The sequence below is a fragment of the Deefgea salmonis genome (assembly GCF_020531905.1).
GTDB classification, from domain to species: Bacteria; Pseudomonadota; Gammaproteobacteria; order Burkholderiales; family Chitinibacteraceae; genus Deefgea; species Deefgea salmonis.
In genome coordinates this window covers 1-17059 of record NZ_JAJAWG010000003.1, presented here as the reverse complement: position 1 = coordinate 17059, position 17059 = coordinate 1, and the positions used below count along the sequence as shown (strand labels likewise).

Sequence of the window (17059 nt, the reverse complement as noted above, 5' to 3'; positions counted from 1 at the left end):
ATGAAATGCCTTCGTCCATTATTGCTACTCAGTATCTTTGGTGTTAGTGCGTGTAGTACTACGAGTAATGCACCTGAGCCAGCTACTTTGCCTGTTGTTACCGCTAAGAGTAATACCAAGGTTGATTGGAAAGCATCATTGGGTGGGAAAACTGAATATCGTTTTCAACCTGCATTTAATGGTGATTTGATTGCTGCGGTGGGCGGCAATAATGAATTGGCGCTGTTTGAGCGAACCAGCGGCAATCAGCGCTGGAAAATTAAAATCGCGCAACCCGTTGCTGGTGGTGTAGGTATCTCTGGCGGTGTAATTGCGGTTGGTAGTACCAATGGTGATGTGCTGACTTATGACTTAACAGGGCAGGCTATTTGGTCGGCTAAAGTCAGTAGTGAGGTGATTTCTGCACCCGTTGTTAGCGATGATTTGGTGATTGTTCGTTCTGGCGACGGCAAAGTTAGTGCTTTTTCTGCAGATAAGGGCGAGCTCAAGTGGATTTATCAGCGTCCTCAGCCGGCTTTATTGTTGCGAAATTATGCGCCACCTGTTGTAGCGGATGGCGTAGTGTATGTCGGGCAGGCTGCAGGACGTTTGACTGCGATTTCTATCGCGGATGGTCGTGTCTTGTGGGAGGCACCAGTGGCTTTGCCGCGTGGCGCGAGTGAACTTGAGCGGGTAACTGATATTGTTGCGCCGCCCGTGGTGCGTGGCGATATGGTTTGTGCCGTTGCTTTCCAAGGACGCGTTGCTTGTCTTGGTGCCAAGCAAGGCAATTTGCTGTGGACTCGCGAGATTTCCAGCTGGACGGGCTTAGCGATTGATGGTCAAAACGTGTATGTTACCGACGCCAAAGGACAAATTAATGCCTTTGAACGCACGACTGGCCGCAGTGTTTGGCGTCAAGATTTATTAGCGAACCGATTGATTTCTGCGCCAGCGATGTTGGCTGGCAATATCTTAGTCGGTGATTTAGATGGTTATATTCATGTTTTAAACCCAGAAGATGGTCGCTTTGTTGGGCAATTGCCTACCGATGGCGGCCGCATTTATTTAGCACCGCAATCTGATAGTTCGCAAGCGATTGTTCAGACCGGAAAAGGCAGTATTTATCTGCTCAGCACTCAGTAATACCCATCGACATTAGGGCGGCGCTGTTGCGTCGTCATATGGATGGAATAAGGAATTGAATTGAAACCAACTATTGCCCTCGTCGGGCGCCCCAATGTGGGCAAATCAACACTATTTAATCGTTTAACCAAAACCCGTGATGCTTTGGTGGCTGATCAGCCAGGCCTGACGCGTGACCGTCACTACGGGCATGGTAAAGTCGGTGAGAAGCCGTACTTGGTGATCGATACCGGTGGATTTGAGCCTGTGATTGATGAAGGCATTATGTTTGAAATGGCCAAGCAAACGTTGCAAGCCATTGATGAAGCCGATGCCATTATTTTTATTGTTGATGGGCGTAATGGTTTAACGCCGCAAGACAAAATGATTGCTAATCGTTTGCGACAAGGTGATCGCCCTGTTTGGGTGGCTGTGAATAAAATTGAAGGCATGAATAGTGCGGTGATGACCGCAGAATTTCATGAGTTTGGTCTAGGTGATCCAGTTGCGATTTCGGCTTCACATGGCGAAGGCGTTCGTCATCTGATTAATGAAATCTTGGAAGGTTTCCCTGATCCTGAGCCAGAAGAAGAACAAACACACCCTAAATTTGCCATTGTCGGTCGTCCCAACGTGGGCAAGTCAACTTTGGTTAACGCCATTCTTGGTGAAGAGCGCGTGATTGCTTTTGATGCGCCAGGTACAACGCGTGATTCAGTGGCTATTGATTTTGAACGAAATGGCGCCAACTATACGGTAATTGATACTGCGGGTGTCCGTCGCCGCGGTAAGGTGACGGATATGATTGAGAAGTTTTCGGTCATTAAAACCATGCAAGCGATTGAAGATTGTAATGTGGTGATTTTAGTTTTGGATGCAACACAAGATGTATCGGATCAAGACGGTAAGATTGCTGGTTTTGTTTTAGAGTCTGGCCGTGCTTTGGTCGTGGCCATTAATAAATGGGATTCAGCGAATTTAGAGCAACGTGAAATTATTAAGCGCGACATGGCACGCAAGCTCGCCTTCCTTGATTTTGCAAAATATCACTATATTTCGGCTTTGCAAGGCAGTGGTGTTGGCGATTTGTTTGGCTCAATTAATCAAGCTTATGATGCCGCGATGATTAAGATTCCTACCCCTAAACTAACTCGAGCATTGCAGTTGGCAATGGAACGTCAACAACCGCCATTGGCAGGGAAAATTCGCCCGAAAATGCGTTATGCCCACCAAGGTGGTAGTAATCCACCAGTTGTGATTATTCACGGTAACGCTTTGGAAGCAGTTCATGCATCATACTGGCGTTATTTAGAGCATTTCTTTATTAAAACCTTTAAATTGCAAGGTACGCCATTGCGGGTTCAGTTTAAAAAGACAGACAATCCATTTGAAGGTAAAGAAGCGCCTAATCGTGGTCGTCGTGGCCCACAAAGCGCAAAAAATGCACTAAAAAAGCGCTAAAAAAGCGCTAAAAATGGTGTAATGGTGCTAAGCTGCCAATGGTTGTATTGTCGGTGTAAGATGTTCCAAGCTAAACCGTACAGACGGAAAACTAATAACAAGTCGGAGAATAATAATGAGTGCTAAGGGACAAATGCTGCAAGATCCGTTTTTAAATATCTTGCGAAAAGAACACGTGCCCGTTTCAATCTACTTGGTCAATGGCATTAAATTGCAGGGGCAAATTGAATCATTTGATCAGTATGTTGTATTGCTTCGCAATACAGTGACCCAAATGGTTTATAAGCACGCGATTTCAACAGTTGTTCCTTCTCGTGCGGTGAATGTGCCGCATGATAATCCTGCTGCAGCCAGTGCAGAAAGCTAATTAGACCGAGCATTCGTTAGCCCCGAAGGCTTTGCTTTTCGGGGTTTTATCTTGCGCGGCGTTTTGTTTTTCTGGAAGTGAAGAGGTATGCATGTTTGAACGCCATCAGGGCGGTGATGAAGCAATTTTGGTTTGTCTGGATTTTGGCGAAGCTGATTTTGCTGACAGTCAAGAAGAATTCATCGAATTAGTAAGGTCGGCAGGCGTTCATCCACTTGCCGTCATTCAGGGGAAGCGCCAACGGCCTGACCCGGCTTATTTTTGTGGCAGCGGTAAAGCGGACGAAATTGCTGAGGCCGTTTTAGCGCATGATGCAGGGTTGGTGATTTTTAATCATCAATTATCGCCCGGTCAAGAGCGAAACCTTGAAAGTAAAGTCAAGTGTCGAGTACTCGATCGCACAACCTTGATTCTGGATATTTTTGCGCAACGTGCGCGGACCTCTGAAGGCAAGCTACAGGTTGAGTTAGCCCAGTTAGCGCATATCCAAACGCGATTAATTCGCGGCTGGACCCATCTGGAACGCCAAAAGGGTGGGGTGGGTCTGCGTGGACCCGGTGAAACGCAGCTTGAAACCGATCGGCGCTTAATTGGGATTCGAGTTAAGCGCTTGAAAGATCAGCTTCTTATCGTGCAAAAACAGCGCGCGACGCAAAGAAAGCGGCGGGATCGATCGGGGCAGTTCACCGTTTCAATTGTGGGCTATACCAATGCCGGAAAATCAACATTATTTAATGCTTTAACCAAAGCCAAGCTCTACGCTGCGGATCAGTTATTTGCGACGCTAGATACCACTAGCCGTAAGCTGTATATCGATGCTGATCATTCGGTGGTGATTTCCGATACCGTGGGTTTTATTCGCGATTTGCCCCACACCTTGGTGGCCGCATTTCGTGCCACTTTAGAAGAAACCATTGAAGCGGATGTGTTATTGCACGTGGTGGATATCAATCACCCTATGCGTGATTTGCAAATCAGTGAAGTCAATAAAGTATTAACTGAAATTGGTGCGGAACATATACCGCAGTTGATGGTCTTTAATAAGATTGATCAGCGCGATTTGGCTGCCGAAGTTGAGCGTGACGAATATGGTAATATTCGCAGCGTTAAATTAAGCGCCTTGCGTGGCGAAGGATTAAGTCTTTTGCGCGAAGCACTGGTTGAAGCGATGAATCAAACCGTTAAGGAAGATAAATGAGTCAAAATGATCCGCAATGGGGTGGTGACCGAAATAAAAAAGGTGGACCACCGAATTTGGATGAAATTTTTCGTAATATCATCAATAAAATCAATGCTTTGCTCGGTAATAAAATCCCCCAAAATAATGCGCCAGTGAATCCATCATCTGGCTCGGGTACGACTGGGGTGTTTGTGGTTCTAGGTGCTTTGCTGGCTTTGTGGCTGGCATCGGGTACTTATATGGTTGACGAGCGTGAAGACGCGGTAGTTACTCGTTTTGGAAAGTATGTTGAGACCGTGGTTAATCCCGGTTTGCACTGGCATTTGCCGTATCCGATCGAATCGCGCGAATTGGTGAATATGACCGAAATTCGTAGTCTTGATGTCGGTGTGCGTGGTGATGCGGGTTCAAATAGTGAAGCATCGTTGATGCTCACCTCGGATCAAAATATTATTCAGATCCAATTGGAAGTGCAATACACCCTTAATTCAGCGAAAGACTTTTTGTTTGATAATCGCTTTATCGATAATGGCCGTGATGTAGTGAAACAAACTGCAGAATCAGCGATTCGTGAAGTGGTTGGCCGCAATAAAGTCGATTACGTGCTCAATGAAGGGCGTGGCAAGATTGCGGAAGACACCAAAGAAATTATGCAGTCGCTACTGAACCGTTACGGCACTGGGATGACGATTGCACGGGTGAATATTTCGGACGTGCAACCGCCTGAACAGGTACAAGCTGCTTTTGCCGATGCCGTTAAAGCCCGTCAAGACAAATCGCGCTTGATTAACGAAGGCACTGCTTACGCCAATGACGTGATTCCTAAAGCCAGCGGTATGGCCGCACGCTTGAATGAAGAGGCTGAAGGTTATCGTGAGCAAATTGTGGCTCGTGCAGAAGGTGATGCCTCTCGCTTTAAACAAATTGCTGCTGAATATGTGAAATCACCGCAAGTGACACGTGATCGTATGTATTTAGATGCGATGCAAAGCATGTACCAAAACACGACCAAAGTTTTGGTGGATCAAAAGGCCGGTGGTAGTTTGTTGTATCTACCTTTGGATAAATTGATGCAAATGAATGGTGCCGCAGCAACTGTTACAGACGCAGCCAAACCAGCGGCAACGTCTTCGGCTCCTGTAGCTGTTAATTCTGAAACCCCAGCGAATCGCGTTAATCGCGGTGAGCGTGACGGTCGTTAAGGAGGAAGGTTAATGAATCGTATTCTTCCTGTGTTATCAGCGGTAATGCTGGCGTTATTTTTGGCTTCATTGTGCTTGTTTACTGTAGATCAACGTCAGTACGCCGTGATTTTCCAGTTTTCTGAAGCGAAACGGGTGATTAAAGATCCTGGCATTCATTTCAAATTACCCTTTGTACAAGATGTTCGTTATTTTGATAAGCGCATTCAAACCATCGATGAAAATATGCCTGCACGGATTCAAACCATCGAAAAAATGAATGTGAATGTCAATAGCTACATCAAATATCAAATTTTTGATGTAGAGAAATACTACAAAGCGGTCGGTATGGATGAGCGCAAAGCGGTTGATCGACTTCGCAATACTGTGAATAACATGCTGCGTGATGAATTTGGTAAGCACACCGTGCAAGATGTGATTTCGGGTAAGCGCGATAAGGTGATGGAATATGTTGGCAAAGTCGCCAATATTGATGCCGAACGGATTGGTATCCGAGTCATTGATGTGCGTATCAAGCAAGTTGATTTTGAGCCAAGCACGCTAAACTCGGTGTATGAGCGGATGCAATCGGAACGTAAAGCGGTCGCGAACCAATTACGTGCTGAAGGTAGTGCAGACGCTGAAAAAATTAAAGCCGATGCCGATAAACAACGCGAAGTCATTATGGCGGACGCGTATAATAAGGCACAGCAACTTAAGGGTGCTGGTGATGCTAAAGCAGCCGCGATATATTCAGATGCTTATGGCAAAACCCCAGAGTTCTATGCTTTTTATAAGAGTCTTGATGCTTATAAACAAAGTTTTGGTAAGAAAAGCGACTTAATGGTGGTAGACCCAAGCTCGGACTTTTTCAAATATATGAAAAATCCACGTGCGGGTTCAGCAAAATAAGTTTGCCGCGTAACGGTTGTTGTTTTATTAGGGCTTGGGGCTAATACCTTTTGAAGGTATTATGCCCTTTGTCTTGTCTGCCATTGGGTGTGCAAGTGGATTAAAAATTGCCGCCATGAGTGATTGCTAAGTAACCGTTTTGGCCTTCGCTTGCTAATGGCTGGCGTATTGATTTCGCTGGTGGTGTAGTAGGTATTGCTACCCATATCTTGTTTTACGCTCGTTCTGTGGGGATACCCCAGGCGGGCATTTGATCTGTCTGGACTATGCGCAACTGGATCCTACCCGAATACATTTCCGATGTACTCCCTATGGAGTCGCGTCAACTTGAGACGCTACGTCGCTCTTTACTCGATTTATACGCTCGGTATGGCTATGAGCAGGTTGAGCCACCACTGGTGGAGTATGTCGAATCACTCTTTACGCAAGACGATAGCGCACTCGATTTAAAAACCTTTAAATTGGTCGATGAGCTATCGGGCCGTCAAATGGGCTTGCGTGCCGACATTACCCCGCAAGTTGCACGCATTGACGCGCATATCTTGAATCGTAAAGGGGTTGCGCGCTTGTGCTACGCCGGATCAGTGGTGACCACGCGACCAGATGGTTTGATGTCAAATCGTCAGCCGCGTCAAATCGGTGCGGAAATTTATGGCTGCGCCAGTATTGGTGCTGATATTGAAGCCATTGAATTAATGTTTGCCAGTTTGGCTTTAACTGGCGTGACTGATTTTTGTCTTGAGATTGGACATATCGGTTTATTTAACGCGATGGCCGATGTGGCGCATTGGCCAAATGATGCTAGAGAAGCGGCATTTAACGCTTTGCAGCAAAAAGATGTACCGGCATTAGAAACACTGACTGCCGATTTATCGCCAGAGTTGCGCCAAGGCATTTTGGCTTTGCCGCTGTGCTATGGTGGCAGCGATGTGCTGGTGCGCGCTCGTCAAGCCTTGCCTGCTATTGATGCGGTCACTGCGGCATTGGATGCTTTGCATGAATTAGAAACCGCATTGCTCAATCGCGGAATGAGTGTGCGCTTTGATTTGGCCGAGTCGCCAGGTAGTTACTACCACACCGGGTTGGTATTTAATGCCTACGCCAATGGCTTTGCCAGCGCCGTGGCGCGTGGCGGGCGTTATGACCGTGTCGGTGAAAAATTTGGTCGCTCACGGCCGGCAACAGGGTTTAGTTTGGATTTACGCGCATTGACGTCATTGCCGTTTCCTACGCATCAAGCCGCGATTTTAGCGCCACAAAGCGATGATATGGCTTTGATTGCGGTGATCCGTGAATTACGTAATGCCGGTGAAATTGTCATCGTTGACTTGGGGGTTGATGTCACAGAAGTGCATATTAACCGCTCATTGCAATTGATTAGTGGCCAATGGCAGATCGTACCATTGCAATAAATTAGTGCTTTCGCCCGCAAAGGGCTAGCTGATTGAGCATTTTAAAGTTAAAGTTCGGGCGCGTTGCGTTGCTGTTGCGACGATAGCCATTGTTTTGAATAGCATTGAGGTTTGGAAATGAGCAAAAATGTCGTCGTAATCGGCACACAATGGGGTGACGAGGGTAAGGGTAAGATTGTTGACTGGTTAACGGATCACGCCCAAGGTGTGGTGCGCTTTCAAGGCGGTCATAACGCAGGCCATACATTGTGGGTTGGCGGTAAAAAAACAGTTTTGCGCTTGATTCCATCGGGCATCTTGCATGCAGGTAAAGCCTGCTTTATCGGTAATGGCGTGGTGATCTCACCAACGGCCTTGCTGCAAGAAATTGATGAGCTCAGCGCGGCCGGCATTGACGTTGCCAGCCGTTTGACGATTTCTGAAGCTTGCCCATTGATTTTGCCGTACCACATTGCCATCGACCAAGCGCGTGAAGCAGCGAAGGGCGAGAAAAAAATTGGTACGACAGGTCGTGGTATTGGCCCAGCGTACGAAGACAAAGTGGCGCGCCGCGCGATTCGCGTGCAAGATTTATACCATCCAGAACGCTTTGCAGCTAAATTGCTGGAAAACCTCGATTGGTACAACTTTGCATTGAAGAACTACTTCAACGCACCAACGCTCGACTTCCAAACTGTTTACGATGAAACCATGGCCTACGCCGAGCGCATTCGCCCAATGGTGGGCGATGTATCGCGTACCTTGTATGACATGAATAAAGCCGGCGAGCCATTGTTGTTTGAAGGCGCGCAAGGCACCTTGCTAGACGTTGATCACGGTACTTACCCATTTGTGACTTCAAGCAACTGCGTAGCCGGTGCTGCTGCGCCGGGCGCAGGCGTGGCGCCACAAATGTTGCAATACGTATTGGGCATCGTGAAGGCCTACACCACGCGCGTTGGCTCTGGCCCATTCCCAACTGAATTATTCGACGACGTTGGCGCTGGCTTGGCTGAACGCGGTCACGAGTTCGGTTCGGTAACGGGTCGTGCACGTCGTTGTGGTTGGTTTGACGCTGCAGCGCTGAAACGCTCAATTCAAATCAACGGTGTTTCAGGTTTGTGTGTGACCAAACTTGACGTGATGGATTCGATCGAAACCATTAAATTGTGTACTGGTTATATGTTGAATGGCAAAGCCATCGACATCTTGCCAATTGGCGCAGAAAACATTGCGTTGTGCGAGCCAATCTATGAAGAAATGCCAGGTTGGTCTGAATCGACATTCGGCGTGAAAAAATTCGAAGAATTGCCAATCAATGCGCAAAACTATTTGAAACGCATCGCAGAAATTTGCGAAGCGCCGATTGCAATCGTCTCAACCGGCCCAGATCGCGACGAAACCATCGTGCTGCAACACCCATACCAAGACTAATCGTCTGCGTATATGAAAAAAACCGCTTGCTTGCAGCGGTTTTTTTACGTCTGAATATCGCGTAGGAGCGGGCTTGCCCGCGAATGCAATTTAAATTCAAGGCATTTGTGTTTCACATTCACGGTGTTATTCGCGGGCAAGCGCGCCTACGAAACGCATATTTTTGTAAGTGGCGATTGGGTCGCTACTCAAGCATATTTTTGACCTTCAATCAGCTACTTTCGTAAACCGCGCTTGAGGGGTGCCATCAATTATCACGTTCTCTACAAACATTAGGTACGGCCGCACCCACAAAGCACCTTCGCCATACAACGGCCGATACACCACCAGCCATTCTTCCGTTTCGCTGTGGATGGCCAAATCAATCACTTGATAACGATTACCTTTGTAATGCTGATATTCGCCAAGGGCGAGTTCTGGACGTGGAGTCATGGGTATTGCTCTCTAAGTTTTATTTAATAGTGGCTATAAGCAGATACATACTAAAAGACATATGCTGCTGATTTGTTATTGATCTTACTTTAGTGTTTTTTGATCATTATTTCACAACGCGTGCTTGTTGCGATAATTTCAGCCTCGCCACCGATTGGGAAGGTGATTTGTGGTGTTGTATGTCCAAAATCAAGGTTGTATATGACAGGGATTGAATTCAATTCAGGTTTTGAGTGAATCAGCTTGCAAATTTGTTCGAGCGTAATCTGTGACGCTGTTTGAAACCGACCAATCACAATACCTTTTACAGAGTAAAATGATTTTAGATGGATGATAGATTGTAAATTTCGGTCAAATTCACTGAGTGTATTCAGCTCAAGCAGATTATCTTCCTCGAGGAATAAAATTGCATTTTCTGGTTCTGGTAAAAAGCAACTGCCTTGCAATAAATTGAAAGTGCATAAGTTTCCACCAATAATCGTTCCTGATGCTTGGCCTGTATTAATGACCTGATATCCTGTGTTGGGATAGAAATCACGTTGATCTTGATTGATGTACCACTCATCATCCGACCAATATTGGGATGGCGTGATTGAATATCCATTCTCACTCATTAAACATTTTTTAAAATATTCGATGGTGTAATCAAGTCCTTGCGCCATGCCTAATGTCGAAAAATGTGGTCCGTTATAGGTAATGAGCTCTGTTTTTGTATAAATGGCATTGCTTAAAGCCGTGATGTCTGAAAATCCACACAGTATTTTTGGGTTAGATTTGATGATTGAATAATCAATTTTATTCAGTAATTGATTTGAGTTGTGGCCGCCAATTGCAGTCAAAATACCTTTAACGGTTTTATCAGAAAACGCAGTATGCAGATCGTCAATTCTGGCTTCAATCGATGATGAGTGAAACTCATCCATTTGATGGCAATTTTTAGAAAAACAAACTTCTAAGCCGATTTCATTGAGCCTTGTAGTGGCAAGTTCGATCACGTGCTGAGAAATGATGCCAAGGCTTCTTGATGGTGCAATCACACAGACTTTATCGCCGCGCTTCAATTTGTCTCCTGTCATTTGTTCCTCTGTTTTGCGCTATGCGGGTTAAATATCTATTGGGTATGTTGTTATAAGCTTTGTTAATTAATAGTTTGACATCCATACCCTTGTTGGCGACGGGCGTTATTTATCGTGATTTTTACTTGCTTAATTTAATCCGATGAATTGGCATAAAAAAACAGCCACCGAATTTATGGTGGCTGTTTGCTTTAGCGTTTTGTGATTACAATTTGTTCTCAACCCAGACTGCGGCCGCTTGCATGGCTTCTTGCAGTTTGGCGGGCTCAGTGCCACCAGCTTGCGCTAGATCAGGGCGTCCGCCGCCTTTGCCGCCAACCAGTTGTGCCGCGATATTGACCAGTTCACCGGCTTTGACTTTGCTGATGAGGTCGGGCGATACACGGGCGATCAGGCTGACTTTACCTTCAGAGACACAAGCGAGTAGGGCGATGCCGCTTTCGAGTCGATCCATCAACTTATTGCTCATTTCACGCAAGGTAGCCGGATCAACGTCTTCCACCACACTGCCAATGCATTTCACGCCTTTGATGGTGCGCAGTCCAACGCCGATGAGTTGGTCTAATTGGGCAAACGCCATTTGTCCTTTCAGACTAATGATTTCTTTTTGCGTCGCTTTTAAATCCGCTTGAAGTTTTTCCAATTTGCCAATCAATTCACCCGGATGTGCGCCAACGATAGCCGTTGCGGTTTTGAGTTCGGCGTCTTGCGCTTGCACTGCGGTGAGCGCTGCGGTGCCGGTAATGGCTTCAATTCGGCGAACGCCGGCAGCAATACCGCTTTCGGCGACGATTTTGAATAGGCCAATATCGCCAGTGCGTTTAACGTGCGTCCCGCCACAGAGCTCGGTCGAGAAGTCGCCCATTTTCAAAACGCGCACTTCGTCGCCGTATTTCTCGCCAAATAAGGCCATCGCGCCAAATTTAATCGCGTCGTCGTAGCTCATTAGGCGAATTTGCGCTTCTTCATTGGCCATGATGACGTGATTGACCAGACTTTCGATTTTAGCGATTTCGTCCGCAGTGACCGCTTTCGGGTGTGAGAAGTCAAAACGCGTGCGTTCGGCATTCACCAACGAGCCTTTTTGCTCCACGTGCGTACCCAGTACTTCGCGTAGCGCAGCGTGCAGTAAATGCGTCGCCGAGTGATTGCGTTGGCTGGCTTGGCGTTTGGCAATATCGATACTGGCAGTGACTTCGTCGCCAACATGGAGCGCGCCGCTGATGATTTGGCCTTGATGACCAAATACATCGGCTTTTACTTTTTGTGTGTCGGTCACATTAAATACGCCAGGGCCCGCAATCACGCCAACATCACCGGCTTGACCGCCCGATTCGGCATAAAACGGGGTGTGATCGAGTACGATCACGCCTTCGTCGCCATTTTCTAGTTTTTGCACTGATTCGCTGCCTTTATACAGCGCGAGTACTTTGGCGGAACGGCTGGCTTCTGTGTAACCATGAAAGCACGATGCCTCGCCTTCGTAGGCCAAGCCTGCCGTCATTTTAAATGAGCCTGCAGCTTTGGATTGCTTGCGTTGAACATCCAGTGCGGCTTCAAAACCCGCAATATCCACGGTGACATTGCGCTCGCGGCAGACGTCCGCGGTCAAATCGATCGGGAAGCCGTAGGTGTCAGACAATTTGAATGCCACATCGCCATCAAGGACTTGTTTGCCACCGGCCAAAACGGTGTCGAGTAAAGCCATGCCGTTTTCAAGTGTGCGGCCGAAGATTTCTTCTTCGTTTTTGATGGCTTCAACAATGTGTTCTTGGCGTTGACGCAATTCTGGATACGCATCGCCCATCACTTCAGCCAATGGCGCGACCAGTTTGTGGAAGAAATAGCCTTTTTGGCCAAGCTTATAGCCATGACGCACAGCGCGGCGAGTAATGCGGCGCAATACATAGCCACGGCCATCATTGGCTGGCAAAGCGCCATCAGCGATCAAGAACGCGCAAGAGCGAATATGGTCGGCAATCACGCGTAGCGATGGCGAGTCAGCATCCGCTGCGCCGGTTTCGCGTTTTGCGGCGGCAAGCAGATGTTGGAATAAATCGATTTCGTAATTGGCGTGCACGCCTTGCATGACCGCAGAAATACGCTCCAAACCCATGCCGGTATCGACTGATGGTTTTGGCAACGGATGCAATACGCCCGCTTCATCGCGGTTAAATTGCATAAACACGTTGTTCCAGATTTCGATGAAACGGTCACCGTCTTCTTCAGCCGATCCCGGAGGGCCACCCCAGTGATGTGCGCCATGATCGTAAAAAATTTCAGTACATGGGCCGCAAGGGCCGGTGTCGCCCATTTGCCAGAAGTTGTCCGATACGCCCGGGCCTTTATTGTCACCAATGCGAACGATGCGATCGCTTGGAATGCCGATTTCTTGATGCCAAATATCAAAAGCTTCGTCGTCCGTGGCATACACGGTGACCATCAGTTTTTCTTTGGGAATGGCTAGCCATTCTGGGCCGGTTAAAAATTCCCAAGCAAAAAAGATGGCGTCGCGCTTGAAGTAATCGCCAAAGGAGAAATTACCCAGCATTTCAAAAAAGGTGTGGTGGCGCGCGGTATAGCCAACGTTTTCTAAGTCGTTATGCTTGCCGCCAGCGCGAACGCATTTTTGGCTTGAGGTGGCGCGCGTGTACGAGCGTTTATCAAAACCTAAAAAAACGTCTTTAAATTGGTTCATCCCAGCGTTGGTGAACAAAATAGTTGGGTCATTCAAAGGGATTAAGCTGGATGACGCCACAATTTGGTGGCCCTTGCTGGCAAAAAAGTCCAAGAACTTTTGGCGAATCTGAGCGGATGTCATGGCAACCTGTGGGTAAGAAGCAAACCATCGATTTTACGGTAAAAGACGCTGTGTCGGTAGTCGTGTAATGCATACGTCGGCTTTCTAGTGCCAGAGTGAATGAAAGTTGATGCGAAATGAAGTATTAAAGAGGCGGTTCTAGATGGTTTGGCGCATTGATGGACTGATTTTTCTCATGGCAATGTAAAGCTTTCCCCATCTGTTCGGCTTGCATGGCTGGTGGTATGTTATTTCGTTTTATGTAAGAAATCTCGGTGTTCGTATTGATGTGTTGAGTTCCTTGCGCCATTGGCGCGGGTGTCGAATGACGAGTATTTTTATTTAGCATTTTAATCAATCGGCTTTGGCCAAAGGATTTTGCAATGAAAAGCATATTTAAATGGTGCACAGCGCTTGCACTGGGTTTGATTTTGGCGGGCTGCGCCGGAATCGGCATGAATCAGCAGCAAACTTATGAAGTGCAGCAAGGGGTGATTGAACAAATTTCTTTAGTCCCTTTAACGCATTCCGATCAATTGGGGGTGGGGGCCGTTTTAGGGGGTGCAGCAGGTGCAGGGTTGGGTAGTTTGATTGGCGCAGGTACTGGGCGTGATGTTGCGATGGCAATGGGGGCTATCGCCGGTGCGGTGGCAGGGAAGTATGGCGAAAATCGGTATGATGGCAATCAACAAGGGCAGCAGGTTGTTGTGCGCTTAAATAGCGGTGTATTGGTGGTGGTGACTCAGCCGTTTGAGGCCAATATTTATAAAGGCCAGCGTGTTTATATTGAAGGCTCTGGCTCGAGCGCGCGTATTTCTCCAATGTAATGTCTGCCAGCATTTGAAATAAAAAAGCACGAATCAATTCGTGCTTTTTTATTGGATATATCAATGTAGCCTATGTTTAATATGGCGTTGAGATAAATACCTAGATAAGTCCAAGTCCTTTCAGCATGATGACTAAAATCAGCGTGGGTGTGATGTAGCGAACCAAAATAAACACGGCTTTAATAATGACGCCATTATTGAGTTGTCCATCATTGCTCAGTTGTTTTTGTAGTTGTGGCAAGCCATAAACCCAGCCAACAAATAGACAAATCAAGATACCACCAATTGGCATTAAAATATTTGAGCTAATGTAGTCGAAAAGATCAAACGGATTTAAGCCAAACAAGGTCCAGCTGGCGGTGAGTGACGATGATAGCGACGCCGGAATCCCAAATAAGCCAATCACGCCTAGTGTGAGTAAGGTGGCTTTTTTGCGGCTGAACTTAAAGCGCTCAGACAGCATGGCAACGGGCACTTCCATGATCGATAAAATCGCACCCGTGGCGGCAATGGCGGCCAAGATAAAAAATAGCGCCATAAAAAACTGCCCAAATGGCATGCTGGCAAAGACGGCTGGGATGGTCATAAAGACCAGTGATGGACCTGCTGCCGGCTCAAAGCCAAATGAAAACACCGCCGGGAAAATCGCTAAACCCGCTAGTAGTGACACGGACAAATCAGCCAGCATCACGCGAGTGGCCGTTAATGGAATGTTTTGTTCTGTGCGGAAGTAACTACCATACGTGAGCATGGTGCCCATGCCGATCGATAACTTAAAAAAAGCCAAGCCAACAGCAGTCAATATGACCGAGGCAGTGATTTTGCTAAAGTCTGGCGCAAACAAAAATTTCACGCCTTCCATTGCGCCGGGCAGCGTTAAGCTACGGATGCACAATAAAATTAACAGCAAAAACAAAATAGGCATTAATTTTTTGGCTGCAGCTTCAATGCCTTTGGAAACGCCCATCATGATGATGGTGCCTGCCCATGCTAATACCACCCATTGCCAAAATAAGGCTTCTAGCGGGTTGGAAACCAGAGCGCCAAACGCAGCTTTGGCACTCGCTGGATCGGTGCTGTGGATGCTGCCGGTGATTGATTTGAAAATATAAGCAAACACCCAGCCAGCAACGCCGGTGTAAAAAGCTAAAATGAGTACTGCCGCAATTAAGCCCATATAGCCAATAACGGGCCAAAAACGCTGCTTTTTCGGTGCGAGTACTTCAAATGTAGTGACTGCATTGGCGCGAGAGGCGCGTCCAAGCATGATTTCAACAATCATCACGGGGAGGGCGACGAGTAAAGTGGCAAGAACATACACCACCAAAAAGCTCGCACCACCATTCGTGCCTGTCATATAGGGGAACTTCCAGATATTACCTAAACCAACTGCGGAACCTAGTGTGGCGACTAAGACACCAAATGTGGAGGTGAAACCATCGCGACTTGCGCTCATGCCATGCCCTTGTAGTAAATTGTAAACAACTGCACACTATTCATAGTTAGCTAGTGTATTGTCCATGAGGGAAAACCCGAGACTTAGATTTTGATTGATTCAAACTAAAACTTTGGACGGGGGTAAAATAAGTGTAGCGCCACTTTATTTGTGTGGGTGGCTTTGCTTGATTGGTTCGAATGGAATCGCGCTGGAAATGATTGTAATATTTTAATGGCCGACTTGTAAGTAGCGAGTTGAGTCAAAATTCAAATAGGGCGTAGACAAATTTAATGAAAACACCAAAGAGATTAGAGCCACTGGTGGAAGATGGTTTGGTTGACGAAGTCTTGCGTCAATTAATGAGCGGTAAAGAGGCGACGGTATATGTGGTGCGCTGTGGCGATGAAGTTCGGTGTGCCAAGGTATATAAAGACGCCAATCATCGCAGCTTTAAAAAGAATGCCGCCTATCAAGAAGGCCGCAAAGTAAAAAATAGCCGCCAAGCTAGAGCGATGGAAAAAGGCTCGCGCTATGGTCGACAGATGCAAGAGGAAGAATGGCAAAATGCAGAAGTGGATAATCTGTATCGTTTAGCCGCTGCGGGTGTACGTGTTCCAACGCCATATATCTGTTTTGAGGGTGTCTTATTGATGGAGCTGGTAACAGGTGAAGATGGTAATGCCGCTCCTCGCTTGAATGATGTCGAAATGAGTGCTGAACTGGCGCTGACATACCATGCTGCGTTGCTCAAGCAAGTTGTTTTGATGTTATGTGCTGGGGTGATTCATGGTGATTTGTCCGAGTACAATATTCTAGTTGATGAGCATGGCCCCGTTATTATTGATTTGCCACAGGCGGTCGATGCTGCAGGTAATAATCAAGCAGCAGCAATGTTAGAGCGAGATGTGGATAATCTGGCGGAGTATTTTGCTCAGTTTGCACCTGAACTCAATGGCTCACAATACGGTAAAGAAATTTGGAAGTTGTATGAGGGGGGCTTGCTGCATCCCGAAGTGCTACTTACAGGTAAAATTAAGCAAGATCATCGCAAGGTGGATGTGCGCGGCGTTTTGCGTGAGGTTGAGCATGTGAAAGAAGAGCATTTGCAACGGCAATTACCCGACTTTCAGCCATAAAAACATTTGTTTTAATCGGTTTAAGGATAGGGGCGCGATAGCGCCCTTGTTTGTTTCTGTCGTTTGCTGCATTTTTGAGTTAAATCTGTTTCTATATAAATCAACCACTTACCTACCTTGTTGCGTTTTCTTTACAACAAGGTGTTGACGTGATCGCAGGGCTGCCGTATATTTCGGCCTCTCTGCTGCTGACACAGCAAACGAAACACCGGTTTATAGGCTGTTTTGTGTGTCCTAAGCCACTGATCTTTAACAAAATACAGCCGATGAGTGTGAGTGCTTGGTTTGCCAGTCAAACAAGTGCTTACACTCTCAAAATG

At 46.9% G+C, this 17059-nt stretch carries 14 protein-coding genes; 10 read left to right on the top strand and 4 right to left on the bottom strand.

Features of this window, described 5'->3' with window-relative positions:
- From bamB to LG219_RS06290, 8 genes are all read left to right on the top strand, one after another.
- Positions 1 to 1125 (top strand): outer membrane protein assembly factor BamB, encoded by a 1125-nt coding sequence (gene bamB, locus LG219_RS06325; RefSeq protein WP_226763691.1) that lies wholly within the window; start codon positions 1 to 3, stop codon positions 1123 to 1125.
- 60 nt (positions 1126 to 1185) lie between these two features.
- Positions 1186 to 2565, top strand: a complete 1380-nt coding sequence (gene der, locus LG219_RS06320; RefSeq protein WP_226763690.1) for a ribosome biogenesis GTPase Der — start codon at positions 1186 to 1188, stop codon at positions 2563 to 2565.
- A gap of 115 nt (positions 2566 to 2680) precedes the next feature.
- Complete coding sequence (gene hfq, locus LG219_RS06315) at positions 2681 to 2932, top strand: RNA chaperone Hfq (RefSeq protein ID WP_173531855.1); 252 nt, start codon at positions 2681 to 2683, stop codon at positions 2930 to 2932.
- Positions 2933 to 3023: 91 nt separating this feature from the next.
- A complete protein-coding gene (gene hflX, locus LG219_RS06310; RefSeq protein WP_226763689.1) occupies positions 3024 to 4130 on the top strand; it encodes a GTPase HflX in 1107 nt (368 codons plus the stop codon).
- Complete coding sequence (hflK, locus tag LG219_RS06305) at positions 4127 to 5314, top strand: FtsH protease activity modulator HflK (protein ID WP_226763688.1); 1188 nt, start codon at positions 4127 to 4129, stop codon at positions 5312 to 5314. Before hflX ends, hflK begins: the two co-directional genes overlap by 4 nt.
- Positions 5315 to 5326: 12 nt before the next feature.
- Positions 5327 to 6205 (top strand): protease modulator HflC, encoded by an 879-nt coding sequence (gene hflC / locus LG219_RS06300; protein WP_226763687.1) that lies wholly within the window; start codon positions 5327 to 5329, stop codon positions 6203 to 6205.
- A gap of 266 nt (positions 6206 to 6471) precedes the next feature.
- Entirely contained in the window at positions 6472 to 7617 is a 1146-nt protein-coding gene (locus LG219_RS06295) for an ATP phosphoribosyltransferase regulatory subunit (RefSeq protein ID WP_226763686.1), read from the top strand.
- A gap of 117 nt (positions 7618 to 7734) precedes the next feature.
- Positions 7735 to 9030 carry an adenylosuccinate synthase gene (locus LG219_RS06290; RefSeq protein WP_226763685.1) on the top strand — a complete coding sequence of 432 codons (1296 nt, stop codon included), beginning with the start codon at positions 7735 to 7737 and terminating at the stop codon, positions 9028 to 9030.
- Positions 9031 to 9237: 207 nt separating this feature from the next.
- Here the strand turns inward: LG219_RS06290 and LG219_RS06285 are convergent, their stop codons facing one another.
- From LG219_RS06285 to alaS, 3 genes are all read right to left on the bottom strand, one after another.
- Complete coding sequence (locus tag LG219_RS06285) at positions 9238 to 9462, bottom strand: DUF1653 domain-containing protein (RefSeq protein ID WP_226763684.1); 225 nt, start codon at positions 9460 to 9462, stop codon at positions 9238 to 9240.
- 89 nt (positions 9463 to 9551) lie between these two features.
- Complete coding sequence (locus LG219_RS06280; protein WP_226763683.1) at positions 9552 to 10538, bottom strand: S66 family peptidase; 987 nt, start codon at positions 10536 to 10538, stop codon at positions 9552 to 9554.
- A 205-nt stretch (positions 10539 to 10743) separates the two neighbouring features.
- Entirely contained in the window at positions 10744 to 13359 is a 2616-nt protein-coding gene (alaS, locus tag LG219_RS06275; RefSeq protein WP_226763682.1) for an alanine--tRNA ligase, read from the bottom strand.
- A gap of 362 nt (positions 13360 to 13721) precedes the next feature.
- On the opposite strand from alaS, the gene LG219_RS06270 reads away from it, so the two are divergent.
- Positions 13722 to 14165 carry a glycine zipper 2TM domain-containing protein gene (locus tag LG219_RS06270; protein ID WP_226763681.1) on the top strand — a complete coding sequence of 148 codons (444 nt, stop codon included), beginning with the start codon at positions 13722 to 13724 and terminating at the stop codon, positions 14163 to 14165.
- Between the two features lie 100 nt (positions 14166 to 14265).
- On the opposite strand, the gene LG219_RS06265 is transcribed toward LG219_RS06270, so the two are convergent.
- Positions 14266 to 15621, bottom strand: a complete 1356-nt coding sequence (locus LG219_RS06265; RefSeq protein WP_226763680.1) for a sodium-dependent transporter — start codon at positions 15619 to 15621, stop codon at positions 14266 to 14268.
- 272 nt (positions 15622 to 15893) lie between these two features.
- Between LG219_RS06265 and LG219_RS06260 the strand changes: the two genes are divergently transcribed.
- Positions 15894 to 16739, top strand: coding sequence for a PA4780 family RIO1-like protein kinase (locus tag LG219_RS06260; RefSeq protein ID WP_226763679.1), 846 nt, complete (start codon positions 15894 to 15896; stop codon positions 16737 to 16739).
- Positions 16740 to 17059 lie beyond the last annotated feature (320 nt).

Bases quoted from the DNA above. Each gene is read 5' to 3' on its own strand.
- hflK (WP_226763688.1), top strand. From the start codon at position 4,127: ATGAGTCAAAATGATCCGCAATGGGGTGGTGACCGAAATAAAAAAGGT.
- LG219_RS06265 (WP_226763680.1), bottom strand. From the start codon at position 15,621: ATGAGCGCAAGTCGCGATGGTTTCACCTCCACATTTGGTGTCTTAGTC.
- hfq (WP_173531855.1), top strand. From the start codon at position 2,681: ATGAGTGCTAAGGGACAAATGCTGCAAGATCCGTTTTTAAATATCTTG.
- hflC (WP_226763687.1), top strand. From the start codon at position 5,327: ATGAATCGTATTCTTCCTGTGTTATCAGCGGTAATGCTGGCGTTATTT.
- LG219_RS06260 (WP_226763679.1), top strand. From the start codon at position 15,894: ATGAAAACACCAAAGAGATTAGAGCCACTGGTGGAAGATGGTTTGGTT.
- alaS (WP_226763682.1), bottom strand. From the start codon at position 13,359: ATGACATCCGCTCAGATTCGCCAAAAGTTCTTGGACTTTTTTGCCAGC.
- LG219_RS06290 (WP_226763685.1), top strand. From the start codon at position 7,735: ATGAGCAAAAATGTCGTCGTAATCGGCACACAATGGGGTGACGAGGGT.
- hflX (WP_226763689.1), top strand. From the start codon at position 3,024: ATGTTTGAACGCCATCAGGGCGGTGATGAAGCAATTTTGGTTTGTCTG.
- bamB (WP_226763691.1), top strand. From the start codon at position 1: ATGAAATGCCTTCGTCCATTATTGCTACTCAGTATCTTTGGTGTTAGT.
- LG219_RS06270 (WP_226763681.1), top strand. From the start codon at position 13,722: ATGAAAAGCATATTTAAATGGTGCACAGCGCTTGCACTGGGTTTGATT.
- LG219_RS06285 (WP_226763684.1), bottom strand. From the start codon at position 9,462: ATGACTCCACGTCCAGAACTCGCCCTTGGCGAATATCAGCATTACAAA.
- LG219_RS06295 (WP_226763686.1), top strand. From the start codon at position 6,472: ATGCGCAACTGGATCCTACCCGAATACATTTCCGATGTACTCCCTATG.
- LG219_RS06280 (WP_226763683.1), bottom strand. From the start codon at position 10,538: ATGACAGGAGACAAATTGAAGCGCGGCGATAAAGTCTGTGTGATTGCA.